Raw genomic sequence first — 17,626 nt, 5'->3', positions numbered from 1 at the left:
GGAGTGACCGGTTACCCGAACAGCGCGCTGTACGCGTTCAGGGCGGGCTGACCGCCCAGGTGGGCGTACAGCACCGTGGAGTCGCGGCCTATCTCGCCGCGCGCGACCAGGTCGACGAGTCCGGCCATCGACTTCCCCTCGTACACCGGGTCGGTGACCATGCCCTCGGTCCGCGCGGCGAGCCGCATCGCCTCCAGGGTCGTCTCGTCCGGGACACCGTAGACACCGGCGTGGTAGCGCTCGTCGAGTTCGACGTCCTCGACGGTCAGCTCCCGCCGCACGCCGATCAGCCGGCCCGTGCCGTCGGCGATGCGGGCGATCTGCTCGCGGGTCTCGGTCGGCTTGGCCGAGGCGTCGATGCCGATCACGCGCCGCGGCCGCCCGCCGGCCTCCTCCAGCGCGGCGAACCCGGCGACCATGCCGGCCTGGGTCGATCCGGTCACGGAACAGACGATCACGGTGTCGAAGAACACGCCCGACTCCCGCTCCTGTTCGGCGACCTCGTACGCCCACCCGGCGAAGCCGAGTCCGCCGAGCGGGTGGTCGGAGGCCCCGGCCGGGATGGCGTACGGTTTCCCGCCCGACTCCTCGACCTCCCTGAGGGCCAGCTCCCAGCTCTCCTTGAAGCCGATCCCGAACCCGGCCCGCACCAGTCGCACATCGGCCCCGGCCAGCCGGCTGATCAGGATGTTGCCGACCTTGTCGTAGACGGAGTCGGGCCACTCGACCCAGCTCTCCTGCACCAGCACGCACTTCAGTCCGGCGCGGGCGGCGACGGCCGCGACCTGACGGGTGTGGTTGGACTGCACCCCGCCGATCGACACGAGCGTGTCGCAGCCCTGAGCGAGCGCGTCGGCGACCAGGTACTCCAGTTTGCGGGTCTTGTTGCCGCCGTAGGCGATGCCGGAGTTGCAGTCCTCCCGCTTCGCCCAGAGGGCGGCTCCGCCGAGGTGCGCGGTCAGCCGTTCCAGCGGATGGACCGGGGACGGGCCGAAGAGAAGGGGGTAACGCGCGTACGAGGAGAGGGACATGAGGCCTCCTGGAGCAGTGGGTCGGTCGATCGGTCGCTGGGTCACTCCTCGGGCTCGGCCGCTCAGCCCTTCAGCCGCTCGGCCGCTCGGTGGCTCGGTGGCTCAGCCGTCGGAGTCGGCGAGGTCCGCGAGGGTGCGCCAGATCTCCGCCGTGACGTGGACCGCCCCGTCCACGTCACCGTCGGCGCAGGCCTCGATCAGCCGGCCGTGCAGTCCGGCCGAACGGCAGGTGCCGCCCTCCCCGAAGCGCCGTCGCTCCAGCCGCCGGATGAGGGGGGTGTAGCGGGCGATGGTGGCGGCGGCCGCGCGGTTGCCGGCGGCCCGGACGAGGACGTCGTGCAGCGCGTCGTCGGCGCGCAGGGCGGCGTCGACGTCCCCGGCCCGTACGGCGGCGGCGAACCGCTCGTTGGCCGAGCGCATCCCCTCGACGTCCGCCGCGAACAGCCGGGGCACCGCCACCCGGGTGGCCAGCTCGTGCATCGCGCCCACCACCGCCGCCGCGTCGCGTACGTCGGAGGCCACGACCGGGGTCACCCGCGTGTAGCTCTGCGGCTTGCTCTCCAGCAGCCCTTCGTCGACGAGCCGGGCGAACGCCTCCCGCACCGGCGCGCGGGACAAACCCAGCCGTTCCGCGAGATCGGCGTCCCGCACCACCGCGCCGGGGGCGATGTCCCCCGCGACGATGGCGTCCCGGATCGCCTCGTAGGCGCGGTCCCTGAGCAGAGTGCGCGGCACAGCCTCCATAACTGAAATGTTAGATATCAGTCCCCCGTCCGCGCAAGAGCGACGGCGGCGCCGTGGAACCGAGCAACCAGCCCGAGGCCGTCCGCGAAAACGTCTCCAGGGGATCCACGAGGCGCAGGTCGGCATGGTCGAGTCGGTGGTCGCCGAGGCCCCCGACCGCGGGGAGGCCGCCGTGACCGACACCCGGGCGGCGGCGCGTGCCGTGGTCGCCCAGCCGGAGGGGCAGGTCATGTTCGCCGAGGTCTACGACGACGCCGCCCGTCCCGGTTCCCTCCGGGGCAACCGCCTGGCCCTCCTGAACGCCCCCGCCCGCAGCCGCGCACGACCACCGTCTGAAGCGAAGGGTCGCGGCGGCGGTCCGGGCCGCGGGACAGCGGAGAGCTGTCACAGCGGGTTGCCGGGGCGGGCCCGGCCGGGGTCGTTGGGGTGGGGCTGGAGCGCGGTCACGGTGAGGGTCATCCAGGGGCGCAGCGGCAGCGTGCCGAGCACCTTCTCATGGAGTTCCGCCTCGTCCGCGGCGCACCAGACACCGATGCTGCGCAGTTCACCGACCGGTCGCCACAGTCGGCTCAGATGGCCGGAGGCCGCCAGCTCACGGGCTCGGACGGCCTCGGCGGCGCGCCGTTCGTCGACCTCGCCCTGACCGGTGCCCTCGGGGACGGTGGTGGTGATCTCGACCAGGAACTCCCGCATGGTCCCGCTCCGCTCCGTGAGGCCTCGTCGGGCCGCGGCGGCCCGATGCCGCCGCGCTGCCCGACCCCCATCGTGCGCCCGCCCCGCGTGGACCGCCACGGCCGCCTTGCTCCCGGCTGGTGGCCACAGCCTCCTACCGGGTCGTCCCGGACCCACGCACGACTTCCTCGCCGCCCTGCATCCCGTCGGGCGGATGGGCGAGCGGAGCGGCATCGTCGACGCGGTCGTCTACTGGGAGAACGCCCCGTTCGTCACCGGCGAGGTCCCGCACGCCGACGGGGAATGAGCGCCGGCCACTGACCGGCGGACAGGAGCACTGCGATGAACACGGACACTGCGATGAACAGCGGCACCAAGGGCGACGACGAGATCGTGCGCGGCGTCCTGGACCGGTGGAAGGCCGCCGTCGACGCGCACGAACCTTTGCGGGTCGCCGCCCTGTTCACCGAGGACGCGATCTTCCAGGGTCTGCACCCCTACAGCGTGGGGAGGCCGGGAGTCGCGGACTACTACGACTCCCAGCCCCTCGGCATGACGGCCGGCTACCGGATCCTCGAGACCCGACGTCTGGCCGACGACCTCGTCCTCGGCTATCTGGAGGTCGAGTTCTCGTTCACCGACCGGCCCACGATCGCCGTGTACCTCGGTGTGCTGGTGCGGCGCGAGCGCGACGACTGGCGCATCGGGCACTACCAGGTCTCGCGGCTCGGCTGACTCCGCGGCCTCTCAGGCCGCGGCGGCCCACGGCCACCGCGTGTCGTCGGCGGCCTCCAGCAGGGGCACCATCCGGAAAGCCGCGTCCGAGAGCCCGCCGAAGGTGTGCCGGTTCGCCTTCCCCGACGGGCCGTGACCCGCCCGGTAGCCGGCCAGGTTCCAGGTGTAGACCGGCACGTTCGCCGGGACCTGGTCGGTCGGGTCACCGTGGCGGCTCGCGGTGAACTGCTCGTCGGTGACGATCAGCACCCGGTCGTGCTTGCGGTAGTGCCGGCGCACTGCCTCGGTGGTGTCCGTACCACCGAGGTCACCGAAACGCTCCAGAATCCTCAACATCGACTCCCCCTTACGGAACTTGATCGCGTTGCTGCCGGTGCCGAACTCGACGAGGTCCGCGTCCGCCGCCCGCAGCGCGAGCGCCGTGCCGAAGATCGCCGCGGCGTCGGCCCGGTTGAGCTCGGAGCGGTCCGACAGACGCGCGTAGAACATCGAACCCGAACGGTCGACGAGCACCAGCGTCCGGCCGGGCAGCGCGGGCACGTTGGCCAGCGAATGGCCGAGCGCCTGCTCGAGCGGGTACGCCCAGCGCAGCGAGGGCGCGTGCTGGTACGCGGCGAGGTAGCGGAAGGGGAACTGCCGCGAGCGCGCGACCTCCGCCGGGTCGCTGATCTTCGCCGCCACCTGCGCGGCGACCTCGTCGCAGACACCGGCCTCGTCGAAGTTGCGCAGGTTTCGCGTGAGGGCCATCGCCCCCATCGTGGGAATGACCGCCTCCCACGCCGCCCTGTCCATCGGCCCCTGGAGCCAGCCCGCCAGTGCCTCCCAGGTCATGCCCGCCTCGGCCAGACGTCGCGCACCCTGCGCTCCGGTCACGACCTTGCGCCGCTTGGCGGGGCGCAGCGCCATCAGGTCACGGTGGGCGACGAGCACGGGCAGCGACTTCGGCACCACAGCCGTGTCCGGGTTGTGCCGGCGGTCGAGGGCGTACCGGAACAGCTCGCCCTGCCACGGCTTGGCCGGGTCCGGCGCGGCGTGCACCAGGTTGAGGATGTCGCCGAAGCGGTAGCCCTTGGACGCAGTGTCGTACTTCAGCAGCGACTTGCCGTTGTAGAGCCGGCGTACGGCGTCGGCGACGCCGCGCTTGACGGGCTTCGGGATGTTGCGGCCGTACGTCGCCGTCCAGTACGCGAGCAGCTCGCCGGGCTCGTCGGGACGCCGCAGCACGGAGTCCACGACCTGCCGGTTCGAGGGACCGTCGGTGGCGCCCGCCGCCAGACGCGCCTGTACGTACTCGGCGGCGCCCACGATCGCGGCGGTGCGGAGGTTGCCCTCGCCGCGCAGCCAGCCGAGCAGACCGGCGGTCCAGGCAGGGTCGCTGACGGCGAGCTCGCGCACGAGCGCGGCGAAGCGGTCGTCACGGGCGGCGCCGGACTCGTAGAAGGTCTGCTGGGACACGAAGTTGGCGATCGCCAGCAGGAAGAGTTCGGAGCGGGCGTCCCGCTCATGGCCCCGGCCGCCCTGGTGGGTGCGGAGCACGCGGCCCGTGGTGGTCACGGGCGAGACGGACTGCGGCTTACGGGCACGGACATTGAAGCGCGCCATGGTGAATTCCCCCGAATTCATTGTTCATGATGATGTATCGGGGAAGGCGCAACAAAAGGAGGGTGCCCGAGATCAGGGGTCGGCGACGGACTTAGCCAGATGCTCTACCGACTGAGCTACACCGACCTGAAGCCGATGACGGGACTCGAACCCGCGACCGTCCGATCCAATGAAGTAACCGTTGCCTGCGCACCGGGCACCCACCACATGCTGCGCCTCCCGAGAAAAAGTCGGCGGCGGCTTCTGTTTCTATGGCAAAGAAGTAGCCGCAGCCAGCGCACCGGGAGGTGCTGTGAAATTGTGGTGTCCAGAGATCGAAGCCGGCGGAACCGACAAGGTGCTCTAACCCCTGAGCTACACCGGCGCGTTGTGCCGGTGGCGGGACTCGAACCCGCGGCCGCCCCATTATCAGTGGAAGTAGGTCCTGCCTTCGCACCTGGACATGCATCACTTTAGGAGGACGGCCGCGGGTCGAGCGAGTGAATTAATTACGGCTTGCAGCTCACCGCTTCTGCCGCTTCCAGGGACCGGTGATGGCCAGCATGATGCCCGGCGTCTGGATGTTGGCGTACAGGGTGTGCCCGTCGGGCGAGAAGGTGACGCCGGTGAACTCGCTGTACTCCGGCTTTTCCGCGGTGCCGATGTTCAGTTCGTTGCGGGCGATGGGGTAGGTGCGGCCGCTGTCGGTGGCGCCGAACAGGTGCTGGACGCCCTCGCCGTCCTCGGCGATCACGAGGCCGCCGTACGGGGAGACGGTGATGTTGTCCGGTCCGTCGAAGGCGCCGTCGACGGACGGGTCGGGGTTCACCCCGAGCAGGACCTTCAGCGTCAGGGTGCGGCGCTTGGGGTCGTAGAACCAGACGGCGCCGTCGTGCTGGACGGGGCTTTCGTCACGGGCGTACGAGGAGACGATGTACGTGCCGCCGTCGCCCCACCACATGCCCTCCAGCTTGCGGGCGCGGGTGACCTGGCCGTCGGTGAACTGCTTGCGGACGGACACCGTCCTGGCGTCGCGGTCGGGGACGTCGACCCAGTCCACGCCGTACACCGTGCCGATCTTCGTGGCGCGGGAGAGGTCGTCGACGAACTTGCCGCCCGAGTCGAAGCACTTGAACGCCTGGAGGACGCCTGCGTCGTCGGCGAGGGTGCGCAGCTTGCCGCGGCCGTGGCGGAAGCCGGCCGGCGGGGTCCAGCGGAAGAGGAGGCCGTTGGGGCCCGAGGCGTCCTCGGTGAGGTAGGCGTGGCCGCGCTTGGGGTCGATGACGACCGCCTCGTGGGCGTACCGGCCGAATGCCTTGACCGGCCTGGGGTCGCGGTTGGCGCGGCGGTCCTCGGGGTCGACCTCGAAGATGTAGCCGTGGTCCTTGGTCATGCCGTTCTGGCCGGCCTTGTCCTCGGTCTCCTCGCCGGTGAGCCAGGTGCCCCAAGGGGTGGTGCCGCCCGCGCAGTTGGTGGACGTGCCGGCGATACCGACCCACTCGGCGACATGCCCGCCGGGGCGTACCTCGACGACCGTGCAGCCACCGGCGGCCGCCGGGTCGTAGACGAGCCCCGCGGTCAGCGGGACCGGGTACTGCCAGTTCGCACGCGGGCCCTTCAGCTCGTGGTTGTTGACGAGCAGGGTCGCGCCGCGCGGGCCGCAGAAGGTGGCGGTGCCGTCGTGGTTGGACGGGGTGATCTCGCCGGACTCCAGCTTGGTCCTGCCGCTGTAGGTGATGACGCGGTACTTGAACCCGGCGGGCAGCGCGAGGATGCCCGCGGGATCGGGCACCAGGGGACCGTAGCCGAGCCCGTGGTGCCGGGCCGCGGACGCCTGTTTCGCGTCCGCGGTGTCCACATCGGAGTCGGTCTCCGTGGACGCGAGGGCGTTCGGCGCGGTGGCGAGGGCGCCTACGCTGCCCGCCAGCGCGACCCCGGCACCGGTGATCGCGGATTGTCTGGCGAAGTCCCTGCGGGTGAGCGACATGGTGTCTCCTGAGACGGTGGTAGTGCCGTGGAGGGTGGCGGACCTCGGTTCCGGCGACACCGTCCCGCCCATGCCTGAACGGGAGTTGAACAGGGAGCGACTTCAGGGGACCCCGTTCCATGAAGTCGTAAGGATCAGGCCACGGGAGCGCCACCGGAGACCAAAGAAAGCCCCTCAGCGCGGCGAGGGGCCCCGCACCCCGGGCGGCTTCATCCGCCCTGCTGCGACCGCGCCTTGAACGCCGCCTTGCGTGCTTCCTTCGCGATGCGCTTGTCCGGGTGCAGGCGTCCCATCGCCTCCAGCACATCCGGGGTCGCCGGGTGGTCGACGCGCCACGCAGCCGAGAAGAATCCGCCGTGCTGCTGGGCCAGCCCCTCGACCAGGGCCTGGAGTTCCTCGGAGTTGCCCTCGGCGGCGAGCTGCGCGGCCAGGGTGTCGATGGTGAGCCAGAAAACCAGTTCCTCGGAGGGCGGCGGTACGTCCGTCGCGCCGAGTTCGCTGAGCCAGACGCGCGCGAGGCCGCCGAGTTCGGCGTCGTCGAGGACCTCGCGGACGGCGGGTTCGGCCTGGGCGCCGAGGAGGGAGAGGGCCTGCTGGCAGCGGAGTCGGCGCAGCGGCGCGCCGGGGTCCGAGCCGCGGGCTGCGGCCAGCAACTCCCTTGCCGCGTCGAGGGGTTCGCGGCGCATCAGCCACTGCTCGGTTTCGGCGAGGGCAGCGCGCGAGCCGTAGCCGGCGCTGCCCTCGAGGAGGACGTCGGCGCCCTTGTCGGCGAGGTCGCCGACGGCCGGGGCGTCGAAGCCGGCCTCCCGCAGCCGGGCCCGCAGCCCGTACACGCCGAGCGGGGTGAGGCGGACCATGCCGTAGCGGGAGACGTCGGTCTCGTCGAGGGGGGCGGTGGGCTCCTCCTCGGGGTCGGCCATCAGGTCCTCGTCGACGGGCCGGTAGGAGACGATGCCGATCGGTTCCAGGAGCCGGAACTGGTCGTCGAGCCGCATCATCGCGTCGGAGACCTGCTCCAGGACGTCGTTGGTGGGCTCCTCCATGTCACCGGGGATGATCATCGACGCGGCGAGCGCGGGGAGCGGGACGGCGGCGTCGCCCGGGCCGTCCTCGCCGGCGGTGAGCAGGTAGAGGTTGCCGAGCACGCCGTCGAGGAACTCCGCTTCGGCCTCGGGGTTCCAGTCGAGCCGGGAGAAGTCGATCTCGCCGCCCTCGTCCATCGCCTCCATCAGCTCGTCCAGGTCGGGCACCGCCGCGTCGGCGAGCACGGTCTCCAGGGCGCCGAGCCAGACGGCGAGGATGTCGTGCGGGGAACCCGAGGTCAGCAGCGCCAGCTCCTCGCCGGCCATGACGGTGCCGGCATCCTCGTCGACGACCTCCACGAGCCCGGCGTCCAGGGCGACCCGCCAGGCCTCGCTCGCGTGGGCGGCGGCGTCGTCACCGGTCAGCCCGAGCGCCTCGGCGGCGGGCGCCAGTTGCTCCTCGACCAGCCCTCCCCCGGCGTCGACCCGGGTGCCGGGGCCCGCCCAGCGGGCGAGCAGGGCGGCCCGGGAGAGCAACGGTGTGGACAGCGCGTCGCGCGCCAGCTCCGCTTCGGGGTGCAGCCGCACCGGCGGCAGGGGGGAGCTGTCTGACATCGGCTGGTTCTCCTAGGGCGCGTGGTGCCACCGGCCCGCTGGGGGCACTGGGCCACTCAGCCTAGACGGGTATGGACCCATGCCGCCCGGTTCATCTCCCCGCCAGGCCCCGTACATGGCTGAAACCTTGACAAGTGGCGTGACCAGGCAGGAGATTGACGCGCGTAGAAATCCGATGGACATCTGTTCACTGTATTTTCTACGCGCGTCGCCTCCGCCCTGCCGGTCGCGGCCCCCGGTTCCACGCTCCACCCTCGTCCCGGCACTCATGTACGTCCCCGGAGGGATTTCCGTTGCCGAGCAAGAAGTCCGCGCGTCTCGCCGCGCTCACCGTCGCCGCCGTGTGTTCCGCGGCCTCCACCGTCGCACTCACCACTCCCGCCCAGGCGGCAACGGTGGCCGTCCACGACATCCAGGGCACGACCCGGATATCGCCGTACGCCGGCCAGGCGGTCACGGGTGTGGCCGGAATCGTCACCGGCGTGCGCACCTACGGCTCGTCCAGAGGCTTCTGGATCCAGGATCCGAACCCGGACGCCGACCCGGCCACCAGTGAGGGCGTCTTCGTCTTCACCAGCTCCACCCCGAAGGTCGCCGTCGGTGACTCCGTCACCGTCAACGGCACGGTCTCGGAGTTCGTGCCGGGCGGTGTCTCGACCGGCAACCAGTCGGTCACCGAGATCACCAAGCCGACGGTGACGGTCCTCTCCAGCGGCAACGCGGTCCCCGCCGCCGCCGTCGTGAACAAGAAGTCGGTCCCGGCGGCCTACGCCCCGGCCGGCGACCCCGCCGCGAACAACTCGGTCAACGCGCTCCCCCTGCGCCCGGCCACGTACGCCCTGGACTACTACGAGTCCCTCGAGGGCATGAACGTCCAGGTCGAGGACGCCGGCGTGGTCACCGCCACCGACCCGTACAGCGAGCTGTGGGTCACGGTGAAGCCGCACGAGAACGACACCCGCCGTGGTGGCACGCTGTACGACTCCTACGCGTCGCAGAACACCGGCCGGCTCCAGATCCAGTCGCTCGGCGCGACGGCCGACTTCCCCGTCGCGAACGTCGGCGACACCCTCGACGGTGTCACCTCGGGTCCGCTGGACTACAACCAGTTCGGCGGCTACACGCTCGTCGCGAGCCGGCTCGGCACGCTCGTGAGCGGCGGCCTGGAGCGGGAGACGACGCAGAAGCAGAAGGCGGACGAGCTCGCGGTCGCGACGTACAACGTCGAGAACCTCGACCCGACCGACGCCACCTTCGCGGAGCACGCCGCCGCGATCGTGAACAACCTCCAGTCGCCCGACGTCGTGTCCCTGGAGGAGATCCAGGACAACAACGGCGCGAAGAACGACGGGACGACCGCCGCCGACGTGACCGTCGGCAAGCTGATCGACGCGATCGTGGCGGCTGGCGGCCCGAGGTACGACTGGCGCTCGATCGACCCGACGAACAACACCGACGGCGGCGAGCCGGGCGGAAACATCCGTCAGGTGTTCCTCTTCAACCCCGAGCGGGTTTCCTTCACCGACCGCGCGGGCGGTGACGCCACCACCGCCGTCGGCGTCACCGAGGTGAACGGCCGGCCGCAGCTCACCGCCTCCCCCGGCCGCATCGACCCGGCGAACGCGGCCTGGGCGAGCAGCCGCAAGCCGCTGGTGGGCGAGTTCGTCTTCCAAGGCCGCACGGTCTTCGTGATCGCCAACCACTTCAACTCCAAGGGCGGCGACCAGGGCCTGACCGCGCAGTACCAGCCGGTGGTGCGCAGCTCGGAGACCCAGCGCCACCAGCAGGCGACGCTGGTCAACGCCTTCGTCAAGGACATCCTCGACGTGCAGAAGAAGGCGGACGTCATCGCCCTCGGCGACATCAACGACTTCGAGTTCTCCGGCACCGCCCAGATCCTCGAGGGCGACGGCACGCTCTGGTCGGCGATCAAGTCGCTGTCCCGGAACGAGCGTTACACCTACGACTACCAGGGCAACCAGCAGGTCCTGGACCAGATCCTGGTGAGCCGGTCGATCAAGCACGACGGCGACTTCGCGTACGACAGCGTGCACATCAACTCGGAGTTCCACGACCAGATCAGCGACCACGACCCGCAGGTGCTGCGGTTCAAGCCGTAACACCTGCGGCAGCGGTCACAGGGGCCGGCTGAACACCGCGTCCAGCCAGCCCCGCCAGGCGGTCTCGTTCGCCTCGGCGTCGGCGTCCCGAGCGAAGTCGTGGACGCTGACGCCGACCGGGTAACCCCAGTGGTTGCGGCCGAAGAAGCGGACGAGGGCGTTGTCGGTGCGCAGCCCTACGAAGTACGGGTTGCGGAAGTCGACCACGGCGTCGAGGGAGCGCCCCTCGGGGCCCGCGCCCCGGACGCTCGTGCCTTCGGACGCGTCGTCCGCCAGGCCGAGCGCCCGCGCCACGGCGGTGAGGGCGCCGGACTCCTTGGACGCGTCGGGCCCGTCGAAGGTGACGAAGGCGACGGGACGGCCGTCGAAGTGCGTGAGGTACTCGCGCAGGGTGTGCAGGTAGAAGTCGGTGTGCCGGCCCGCCGCGTCGTACTGGTTGTCCCAGTCGTCGACGAAGATGCCGCTGTGCACATAGCGCACCCAGGCGCGACGGCCGTCGTCGCGCGGCTCGACGGTGTAGTCGAGCTGGTTGAGGGTCTGCTCGGAGATGCCGTCGACGTTCTCGACCCGGTTGGTGTAGCGGTGCGGCGGGTCCCACACGGTGACCGTGGACCCGAAGGGGCCCTTGCCGCCCGCATGCGGCTCCGGCTCCTCCATGGGCCACAGCCAGCCGCCGGTCCCGGCCGTGAAGGCGTCCCACACCTGCTGCGGTGTGGCGTCGACCTCGAACTCGCGGGCGATCTCGAATTCCTTGGACATGGTTGTCTCACCTGACCTGACTGTCGGCTTCTGGCTGGTGCCTACTGACTGCTGACCGCTGACCGCTGACTGCGGCCTGCCGACCACTGCGTACCGACCACTGGCTGGTGGCCGCTGCCGGCTCCTACTGGCTCCTACTGGCTACTGACTGTCGAGTTCGGGGGCTCGGGTCCGGCCGGGACCGCGGTCCTGGCTGCCGGTCCCGGGTTCGGCCTTGACCGTGGGATGGACGGCGACGACGATCCGGTGGTCACGGCCGTCCTCCGCGTCGGGGGCGTCGTACTTGCGGATCAGGCCGCTGACCCCCGCCGTCAACTCCTGGATGAACGCCGCCCGGTCCGCCGCCGAGGCGAAGCGCACCTCCCCGTCCAGCGCATAGGTCGCCAGGCCCTTGCGTGCCTTCGCGGCACCGGTGATCAGCGAGCCGACGTCACGCACCAGCCGGGCGCCGAGCGCGAGCAGCCAGCGCGCGGACATCTGGTCCCGGAACCGGTCGGGATCCGGTTGCACGGAGGCGAGCGCGAGCGGCGAGATCACGTACGACGCGGCGGTCGCCCGCATCAGCCGCTCGGTGACGTTGCCCTTGCGACGCTCACCGGCCAACTCGACCAGGCCGTGCCGCTCCAGCGCCTTGAGGTGGTAGTTCACCTTCTGTCTCGGCAGCCCGACGCGGCCGGCCAGCATCGCCGCAGAGGCGGGTCCGGCCGCCAGCTCGGCCAGCAGCCCGGCCCGTATGGGGTCCAGGGAGACGGCGGCGGCCTCGGGGTCCTCGATCACGGTCACATCCAGCATGCGTCCACCGTCTCACCGAAAACTTTTTTTGTCCAGGACAATCGAGTCTTCGGTGGGTGACATCACGATCCCCCACGCTCGGACAAAACGGCCTTCGGTGGCCCGACAGGCCGACGGCCCGGCATCCGCACGCCGCGGACACCGGGCCGTCGCCCCTCCCTCACCCGACCCCAGGACGATGCCTGGGACGATGCCCTTACCGGGGCTTCACCCCCGCCCTGGCCCTGTTCCTCCCGATCGCACCGGCCGCCACGAGTGCCGCCACCGCGGCGCCCACGACCACCGCCGGCCGGGGATACCGCTGAGCGAACCGCACCGGCGCCCGGACCGGAGCGGGCACGGACGGCGCGGCGCCCCCCGCGCGGGAGGCCGCACCCCGCAGGCCGTGGCCGGCACGGCGGGCATGGACCGCGCGGCCCTGGGCACCGTGACCGGCGCGCGCCGCGGTGTTGCGCACCGTATGACCGGCGCGGCCCGCATGCTCCTGGATCACGTGGCCCGCCCGGCCCGCGCGCCCCTGCACCGTGTGACCGGCCCGGTTCGCCCGCTTCTGGATCCGGTACCCGGCCATGGACGCCGTGCTGCGCAGTTGCACGCCGACCGCGCCGGCGCGGTCCATGAGGTCGGCGGCGCGGGCCCAGGTACGACCCCGGAGGTCGGCCCTGACCGCCAACTCCTCCACCGTGACCCCCAGTCGGTGCCGGGTCTGCTCGATCTGCCGACGCAGGTCGGCCGGTGTCCTGTCCGTCATCGGTGCGCCGCCTCCTCTGTGTTCCCAGAACTTCCGAGTACCCCGGCCGACCACCCCCACCCCCGCAACGGGACGCCCGCACCGCCCCGCACCGGGTCCCGGCCCCGGCCGGGCGATCAGCGGTCCACCGCACCCTCCTCGCAGCAACGCTTACTCATACCCCTTAGGAAAATTAAGTAGAGCTTCACTGTCGTATCGCCGAGACTACGCCCATGACGACAACCCCCTTCGGCCGCGCCCTCTGCGCGATGATCACGCCCTTCACCGGTGCCGGTGCGCTCGATCTCGACGGCGCGCGCCTGCTCGCCGACCGGCTGGTGTCCGCCGGCTGCGACGGACTGGTGCTCTCCGGTACGACGGGCGAGTCGCCGACCACGTCGGACACCGAGAAGGCGCAGCTGGTGGCCGCGGTGCGGGACGCGGTGGGCGACCGGGCCTCGGTCGTGGCGGGGGTGGGCACCTCCGACACCCGCCACACCGTCGAACTCGCCCTGGCCGCCGAGAAGGCGGGCGCGGACGGGGTGCTCGTGGTCAGCCCGTACTACAGCAGGCCGCCGCAGGACGCGCTGGAGGCGCACTTCCGGGAGGTGGCGGACGGATCGGGGCTGCCGGTGATGCTGTACGACATCCCGAGCCGCACGGGCGTCCGCATCGAGCCGGACACCGTGCTCCGGCTCGCCGAGCACCCCAGGATCGTCGCGGTCAAGGACTGCTCCCAGGACTTCCTCGGCGCTCAGAAGGTGCTTTCCCGCACCGGGTTGGCGTACTACGCGGGCAGCGACGAGCACAACCTCGCGCTGTACGCGGTGGGAGGGGCGGGATACGTCAGCACGGTCGCGAACGTGGTTCCGGCCCACCTCCGTGCGGTCCTCGACGCGTTCGACGCGGGTGACACCACGGGAGCCGCACGACGCCAGCAACGGGCGACCGAGCTGATGGAGTTGATGATGGCCTCGGACCTGCCCGGAACCGTCACCGCCAAGGCCCTGCTCGGCGAAATCGGCCTGCCGGCGGGCCCGGTACGGCCGCCACTGCGCCCCGCCGACCGGGCAACGACCGACAAGCTGCACGCGGCCTACGACCGCCTGATCGCCGACCCGGAGTTCTGAACCCCCGCCGAGCGCGGGGCAGCGACCCGCGAAGACCTGTCTGCGGCGTAGGTACGCCGAAACCGGAGAACGCCCGTGGGGAGCGCACGGTCCTGCTCCCCCAGGGAGCGGTCTTCACCGTCCCGCGAGGCGCGGAGCACAAGCCGTACGCTCCGTCCGGCGCCGCGATCCTCATGTTCGAACCCACCGGGACGCTGAGCGTGGGCGATCGCCACGACGAGGTCCCGGACCATGTGGACGCAACGACCGGGCACACACTCCTCGAGTCCTGAGCCGAGGGCGGCGCGGGGCTCGATCCTCGGCAGCGTCCGGACGGCGCCGAGGGTGCAGCCTTCGGTGCGTCGGGTCTCAGCGGTGGGGGCCGGCGGCGGACGGAAGGGAAGACGGCGCAGGTGACGGGTGCCGGACGCCCCTCGGAATCCTGCCAGGAGTAAAGATCGCGGAAGGAACCTGAGCGGTCTGTTCCCGTCGTACGACCGGCCTGACAGACTCGCCGCGCCACGGGAACGAGTTGCCGACACGGCCACGGCTGCATGCCCGGTCGTACGGCAGGCGCACGCCGACGAGGAGTGGGGCCGGGCGCCGACCGACCCGAGCGCCCTCCCGGGCCGCCCTCGGGCCGTGGAAGGGCACTCCGTGGTGACCGACGTGGACAGGCGCCGACCGCTCAGCAGCAGGTCGGCGCGTTGATCCCGCCGATCGAGTTGATCGATGGAAGGCCACCGGCCGCCGGCGGTCAGTTGTGGCTGTGCAGGATCTCGTTCAGGCCGCCCCAGACCGCGTTGTTCGGGCGGGCCTCGACCGCGCCGGTGACCGAGTTGCGGCGGAAGAGGATGTTCGAGGCTCCGGAGAGCTCGCGGGCCTTGACGATCTGGCCGTCGGGCATCGTGACCCGGGTGCCCGCGGTGACGTACAGGCCGGCCTCGACGACACACTCGTCGCCGAGAGCGATGCCGACGCCCGCCTCGGCGCCGATGAGGCAGCGCTCTCCGATGGAGATGATCACGTTGCCGCCGCCGGACAGCGTGCCCATCGTGGACGCGCCGCCGCCGATGTCCGAGCCGTCGCCGACGATGACGCCCGCGGAGATGCGGCCCTCGACCATCGAGGTGCCGAGCGTGCCCGCGTTGAAGTTGACGAAGCCCTCGTGCATGACCGTGGTGCCCGCGGCGAGGTGGGCGCCGAGGCGCACCCGGTCGGCGTCGGCGATCCGGACGCCCTTCGGGGCGACGTAGTCCGTCATGCGCGGGAACTTGTCGATGGACGTGACCTGGAGGTGCAGGCCCTCGGCGCGGGCGTTCAGGCGGACCTTCTCGACGTCGTCGACGGCGACCGGGCCGAGCGAGGTCCAGGCGACGTTGGCGAGGTGGCCGAACATGCCGTCGAGGCTCTGCCCGTGCGGCTTGACGAGCCGGTGGGAGAGCAGGTGCAGGCGCAGGTACACGTCGTGCGCGTCGAGCGGCTTGTCGTCGAGCGCGGCGACGACGGTGCGGACCGCGACCACCTCGACGCCGCGGCGGGCGTCCGGGCCGACCGCCTTCGTCGCACCCTCGCCGAGCAGCTCCACGGCTTTCCCGGCGGACAGCCGCTCGGTGCCGGACGGGCCGGGCTCGGCGACGAGCTCGGGCGCGGGGAACCAGGTGTCGAGAACGGTGCCGTCGGCGGCGATCGTGGCGAGGCCGGCGGCCACGGCGCCGGTGGTGCGAGGAGCAGTCGTGTCGGTCATGAGGGCAACCTAACCGGCGGGGGCCGCAGTGGCCAACCCGCACAGCGGTGTCTCAGTCGGCGAGCCGTGCGACCCCGGCGACCTCGTGAGTTCCTCTTGGGAACCAGCTGTGCCAGCATGGCCGTCAGCGAGGGAGGAGGCCCATGGCCCGCAGGACGAGCCTGGAGGATTCGGGCTGTGCCATCGCGCAGGCGCTGGACGTCGTCGGGGACTGGTGGACCCTGCTGATCGTCCGGGACACGGCCCGCGGGGTGCACCGGTTCGACGAGTTGCAGCGTGAACTCGGACTGTCCCGGAAGGTGTTGACCGAGCGGCTACGGCTCCTCGTCGAGGCCGGGGTGCTCGTGCGGGTGCCGTACCAGGAGCGTCCGGCGCGTTTCGAGTACCGGCTCACTCCACGCGGCCGGGCGCTGCTGCCCGTTCTGGTCGCCCTTCAGGACTGGGGCGACGCCTGGGTCCTGGGCGACGGAGACACCACGGCCACGGCCGGGGAGTCCTCTGCGGAGGCCCGGCGCGTGCACGCGCTGGTGGGAACCCGGCTGCCGGGACTCCTGCTGGTCGACGACCGGGGTGCGCCGCGCGATCCGGTCGCCGACGACGCGCCGTACACCGTTCTCTACTGCGTCCCTGGCGCTTTTGCCCGCCCGGACGCCTACCCTCCGGACTGGACGGACATCCCGGGCGCCCCGGGCTGCACGCTGGAGTCCCGCGCCTACCGCGACCGGCTCGCAGGGTTCCGTGCGGCGGGCGCGGCGGTACACGGCGTGTCCACCCAACGCCCGGACGAGCAGCGCGCGTTCGTCCGGGAGGAGCGGCTGGGCTTTCCTCTGCTGTCCGACGCCGGGTTGGCGCTGATCACCGCGCTTCGGCTGCCGACGTTCCGGTCGGCGGGGGTGAGCCGGCTGAAGCGGCTGACGCTGGTCGTGGACCGGGAGCGGGTGGTACGGCAGGTGCAGTATCCGGTGACGGACGTGGTGGCGAGTGTCGAGGAGGCGCTCAGTTCCGTCCGGCGCCTCGGCGAGGGGACCGGCCCGGACGGGTGACGGGCGCGGGCGGCACGAGCCGTGCCAGCGCCTCACGCGCGTACTCCTCGTCGTAGGGCGTGTCCGTCAGCAGCACCTGGAGACAGATCCCGTCCATCAGCGCGACCAGGGCGCGGGCGGTGAGGGGGTCGACGCGCCGGGCGAGGAGGGCGGCGAGGTCCTCGGCCCACTCCGCGGCGACGGGCCGCAGCGCCGGCCGGCGCAGGGCGGCCAGGTAGAGCTCGTACTCCAGCTCGACGCCGGTCCGTTCGCCGGCCAGCCAGTCGCCGAGCAGTCCGGCCAGTTCGGCGGGCAGGTCGAGGCGGGTGTCCGTCAGGCCGCCGTGCGCCGCCACCACCTTGGCGAAACCCTCGTTGGCCTGGCGCAGGGCGGCGGTCACCAGTTCGTCGAGGGTGGCGAAGTGGTAGGTGGTGGAGCCCAGCGGCACGTCCGCCTCGGCGGCGACCGTGCGGTGGCTCAGCCCGGCCAGTCCCTTGTCGCCGACGACCCGGATCGCCGCGTCGATGATCCGCTGCCGCCGCTCGGGGTCGTGGCGCCGGGGCATCAGTGCGCACCTCCCAGATTCAGCACGACCACTCCCCCGACGATCAGCAGGACGCCCGCGACCTTGGTGAGCGTCAGGGACTCCCCGAACAGGGCCAACCCTATGACGGCGATGGCCGCGGTGCCGACCCCGGCCCAGATCGCGTACGCCGTGCCGATGCCGACGGTCTTGAGGGTCTGGGCGAGGAGGAGGAAGGAGACGACATAGCCGACGGCCGTCAGCAGCGAGGGCCAGAGCCTGCTGAACCCGTCGCTGTACTTCATGGCCGTCGTCGCGGCCACCTCGGCGGCGATGGCGCCGGCGAGCGTCAGATATCCCATGTGTACGAGCGTACACAACGATGCGTACAGTCGTACACAACGGTGACCCGACCACCGCTCCCGCGCCCCTCGCCG

At 71.6% G+C, this 17,626-nt stretch carries 16 protein-coding genes, 1 tRNA gene and 2 pseudogenes; 6 read left to right on the top strand and 13 right to left on the bottom strand.

Translation table 11 applies throughout. The features are described from left to right. Positions 1–11 precede the first annotated feature (11 nt). From OHS71_RS31120 to OHS71_RS31110, 3 genes are all read right to left on the bottom strand, one after another. Complete coding sequence (locus OHS71_RS31120) at positions 12–1,031, bottom strand: 1-aminocyclopropane-1-carboxylate deaminase (RefSeq protein ID WP_328482643.1); 1,020 nt, start codon at positions 1,029–1,031, stop codon at positions 12–14. Positions 1,032–1,133: 102 nt separating this feature from the next. Continuing rightward, the gene (locus tag OHS71_RS31115) at positions 1,134–1,775 is read right to left on the bottom strand and encodes a GntR family transcriptional regulator (protein WP_328482642.1); all 642 of its coding nucleotides are present in this window, start codon (positions 1,773–1,775) and stop codon (positions 1,134–1,136) included. Positions 1,776–2,159: 384 nt separating this feature from the next. Further along, a complete protein-coding gene (locus OHS71_RS31110) occupies positions 2,160–2,468 on the bottom strand; it encodes a muconolactone Delta-isomerase family protein (RefSeq protein WP_328482641.1) in 309 nt (102 codons plus the stop codon). Between the two features lie 154 nt (positions 2,469–2,622). Between OHS71_RS31110 and OHS71_RS31105 the strand changes: the two are divergent. Both OHS71_RS31105 and OHS71_RS31100 read left to right on the top strand, forming a co-directional pair. Beyond that, positions 2,623–2,768: pseudogene (locus tag OHS71_RS31105) on the top strand (3-oxoacyl-ACP reductase); the annotation flags it as partial. 39 nt (positions 2,769–2,807) lie between these two features. After that, on the top strand, positions 2,808–3,182 hold the full coding sequence (locus tag OHS71_RS31100; protein ID WP_328484701.1) for a hypothetical protein: 375 nt from the start codon (positions 2,808–2,810) through the stop codon (positions 3,180–3,182). Positions 3,183–3,194: 12 nt separating this feature from the next. Here OHS71_RS31100 and OHS71_RS31095 read toward each other — a convergent pair whose 3' ends face one another. The 4 genes from OHS71_RS31095 to OHS71_RS31080 all read right to left on the bottom strand — a co-directional run bounded on the left by OHS71_RS31095 (position 3,195) and on the right by OHS71_RS31080 (position 8,387). Then, entirely contained in the window at positions 3,195–4,784 is a 1,590-nt protein-coding gene (locus tag OHS71_RS31095; RefSeq protein WP_328482640.1) for a TROVE domain-containing protein, read from the bottom strand. Between the two features lie 373 nt (positions 4,785–5,157). Next, positions 5,158–5,227 (bottom strand) — tRNA-Ile (locus tag OHS71_RS31090). Between the two features lie 59 nt (positions 5,228–5,286). Further along, positions 5,287–6,750 carry an alkaline phosphatase PhoX gene (locus tag OHS71_RS31085; RefSeq protein ID WP_328482639.1) on the bottom strand — a complete coding sequence of 488 codons (1,464 nt, stop codon included), beginning with the start codon at positions 6,748–6,750 and terminating at the stop codon, positions 5,287–5,289. Between the two features lie 209 nt (positions 6,751–6,959). Continuing rightward, on the bottom strand, positions 6,960–8,387 hold the full coding sequence (locus OHS71_RS31080) for a hypothetical protein (RefSeq protein WP_328482638.1): 1,428 nt from the start codon (positions 8,385–8,387) through the stop codon (positions 6,960–6,962). A 293-nt stretch (positions 8,388–8,680) separates the two neighbouring features. Between OHS71_RS31080 and OHS71_RS31075 the strand changes: the two genes are divergently transcribed. Further along, positions 8,681–10,507: an endonuclease/exonuclease/phosphatase family protein gene (locus OHS71_RS31075; protein ID WP_328482637.1), complete on the top strand. Its 1,827-nt coding sequence runs from the start codon at positions 8,681–8,683 to the stop codon at positions 10,505–10,507. Between the two features lie 15 nt (positions 10,508–10,522). Here OHS71_RS31075 and OHS71_RS31070 read toward each other — a convergent pair whose 3' ends face one another. The 3 genes from OHS71_RS31070 to OHS71_RS31060 form a co-directional block, all read right to left on the bottom strand. Beyond that, positions 10,523–11,266: an SRPBCC domain-containing protein gene (locus tag OHS71_RS31070; RefSeq protein ID WP_328482636.1), complete on the bottom strand. Its 744-nt coding sequence runs from the start codon at positions 11,264–11,266 to the stop codon at positions 10,523–10,525. 141 nt (positions 11,267–11,407) lie between these two features. Next, positions 11,408–12,058, bottom strand: coding sequence for an ArsR/SmtB family transcription factor (locus OHS71_RS31065; protein ID WP_328482635.1), 651 nt, complete (start codon positions 12,056–12,058; stop codon positions 11,408–11,410). A gap of 196 nt (positions 12,059–12,254) precedes the next feature. Then, positions 12,255–12,809: a DUF3618 domain-containing protein gene (locus OHS71_RS31060; protein WP_328482634.1), complete on the bottom strand. Its 555-nt coding sequence runs from the start codon at positions 12,807–12,809 to the stop codon at positions 12,255–12,257. 212 nt (positions 12,810–13,021) lie between these two features. Between OHS71_RS31060 and dapA the strand changes: the two genes are divergently transcribed. After that, positions 13,022–13,918 (top strand): 4-hydroxy-tetrahydrodipicolinate synthase, encoded by an 897-nt coding sequence (dapA, locus tag OHS71_RS31055; RefSeq protein WP_328482633.1) that lies wholly within the window; start codon positions 13,022–13,024, stop codon positions 13,916–13,918. Between the two features lie 77 nt (positions 13,919–13,995). After that, positions 13,996–14,190 (top strand): annotated as a pseudogene (locus OHS71_RS31050) (cupin domain-containing protein); the annotation flags it as partial. A gap of 464 nt (positions 14,191–14,654) precedes the next feature. Here the strand turns inward: OHS71_RS31050 and dapD are convergent. Beyond that, complete coding sequence (dapD, locus tag OHS71_RS31045) at positions 14,655–15,644, bottom strand: 2,3,4,5-tetrahydropyridine-2,6-dicarboxylate N-succinyltransferase (protein WP_328482632.1); 990 nt, start codon at positions 15,642–15,644, stop codon at positions 14,655–14,657. Between the two features lie 143 nt (positions 15,645–15,787). Here dapD and OHS71_RS31040 point away from each other — a divergent pair, with 143 nt between their 5' ends. Continuing rightward, complete coding sequence (locus OHS71_RS31040; protein ID WP_328482631.1) at positions 15,788–16,687, top strand: winged helix-turn-helix transcriptional regulator; 900 nt, start codon at positions 15,788–15,790, stop codon at positions 16,685–16,687. Here OHS71_RS31040 and OHS71_RS31035 read toward each other — a convergent pair. Together OHS71_RS31035 and OHS71_RS31030 are read right to left on the bottom strand one after the other, a co-directional pair. Further along, positions 16,641–17,231 carry a TetR/AcrR family transcriptional regulator gene (locus OHS71_RS31035; protein ID WP_328482630.1) on the bottom strand — a complete coding sequence of 197 codons (591 nt, stop codon included), beginning with the start codon at positions 17,229–17,231 and terminating at the stop codon, positions 16,641–16,643. The genes OHS71_RS31040 and OHS71_RS31035 overlap by 47 nt on opposite strands. After that, positions 17,231–17,551: a DMT family transporter gene (locus OHS71_RS31030; protein ID WP_328482629.1), complete on the bottom strand. Its 321-nt coding sequence runs from the start codon at positions 17,549–17,551 to the stop codon at positions 17,231–17,233. Before OHS71_RS31030 ends, OHS71_RS31035 begins: the two co-directional genes overlap by 1 nt. Between the last annotated feature and the right edge of the window lie 75 nt (positions 17,552–17,626).

The sequence above is a fragment of the Streptomyces sp. NBC_00377 genome (assembly GCF_036075115.1).
GTDB lineage: Bacteria > Actinomycetota > Actinomycetes > Streptomycetales > Streptomycetaceae > Streptomyces.
The sequence above is the reverse complement of the archived record's forward strand: the minus strand, read 5'-3'. Positions and strand labels throughout refer to the sequence as shown.

Excerpts from the sequence above, each read along its gene's own strand:
- OHS71_RS31120 (WP_328482643.1), bottom strand. The coding sequence starts at position 1,031 with ATGTCCCTCTCCTCGTACGCGCGTTACCCCCTTCTCTTCGGCCCGTCC.
- OHS71_RS31115 (WP_328482642.1), bottom strand. The coding sequence starts at position 1,775 with ATGGAGGCTGTGCCGCGCACTCTGCTCAGGGACCGCGCCTACGAGGCG.
- OHS71_RS31110 (WP_328482641.1), bottom strand. The coding sequence starts at position 2,468 with ATGCGGGAGTTCCTGGTCGAGATCACCACCACCGTCCCCGAGGGCACC.
- OHS71_RS31100 (WP_328484701.1), top strand. The coding sequence starts at position 2,808 with ATGAACAGCGGCACCAAGGGCGACGACGAGATCGTGCGCGGCGTCCTG.
- OHS71_RS31095 (WP_328482640.1), bottom strand. The coding sequence starts at position 4,784 with ATGGCGCGCTTCAATGTCCGTGCCCGTAAGCCGCAGTCCGTCTCGCCC.
- OHS71_RS31085 (WP_328482639.1), bottom strand. The coding sequence starts at position 6,750 with ATGTCGCTCACCCGCAGGGACTTCGCCAGACAATCCGCGATCACCGGT.
- OHS71_RS31080 (WP_328482638.1), bottom strand. The coding sequence starts at position 8,387 with ATGTCAGACAGCTCCCCCCTGCCGCCGGTGCGGCTGCACCCCGAAGCG.
- OHS71_RS31070 (WP_328482636.1), bottom strand. The coding sequence starts at position 11,266 with ATGTCCAAGGAATTCGAGATCGCCCGCGAGTTCGAGGTCGACGCCACA.
- OHS71_RS31065 (WP_328482635.1), bottom strand. The coding sequence starts at position 12,058 with ATGCTGGATGTGACCGTGATCGAGGACCCCGAGGCCGCCGCCGTCTCC.
- OHS71_RS31060 (WP_328482634.1), bottom strand. The coding sequence starts at position 12,809 with ATGACGGACAGGACACCGGCCGACCTGCGTCGGCAGATCGAGCAGACC.
- dapA (WP_328482633.1), top strand. The coding sequence starts at position 13,022 with ATGACGACAACCCCCTTCGGCCGCGCCCTCTGCGCGATGATCACGCCC.
- dapD (WP_328482632.1), bottom strand. The coding sequence starts at position 15,644 with ATGACCGACACGACTGCTCCTCGCACCACCGGCGCCGTGGCCGCCGGC.
- OHS71_RS31040 (WP_328482631.1), top strand. The coding sequence starts at position 15,788 with ATGGCCCGCAGGACGAGCCTGGAGGATTCGGGCTGTGCCATCGCGCAG.
- OHS71_RS31035 (WP_328482630.1), bottom strand. The coding sequence starts at position 17,231 with ATGCCCCGGCGCCACGACCCCGAGCGGCGGCAGCGGATCATCGACGCG.
- OHS71_RS31030 (WP_328482629.1), bottom strand. The coding sequence starts at position 17,551 with ATGGGATATCTGACGCTCGCCGGCGCCATCGCCGCCGAGGTGGCCGCG.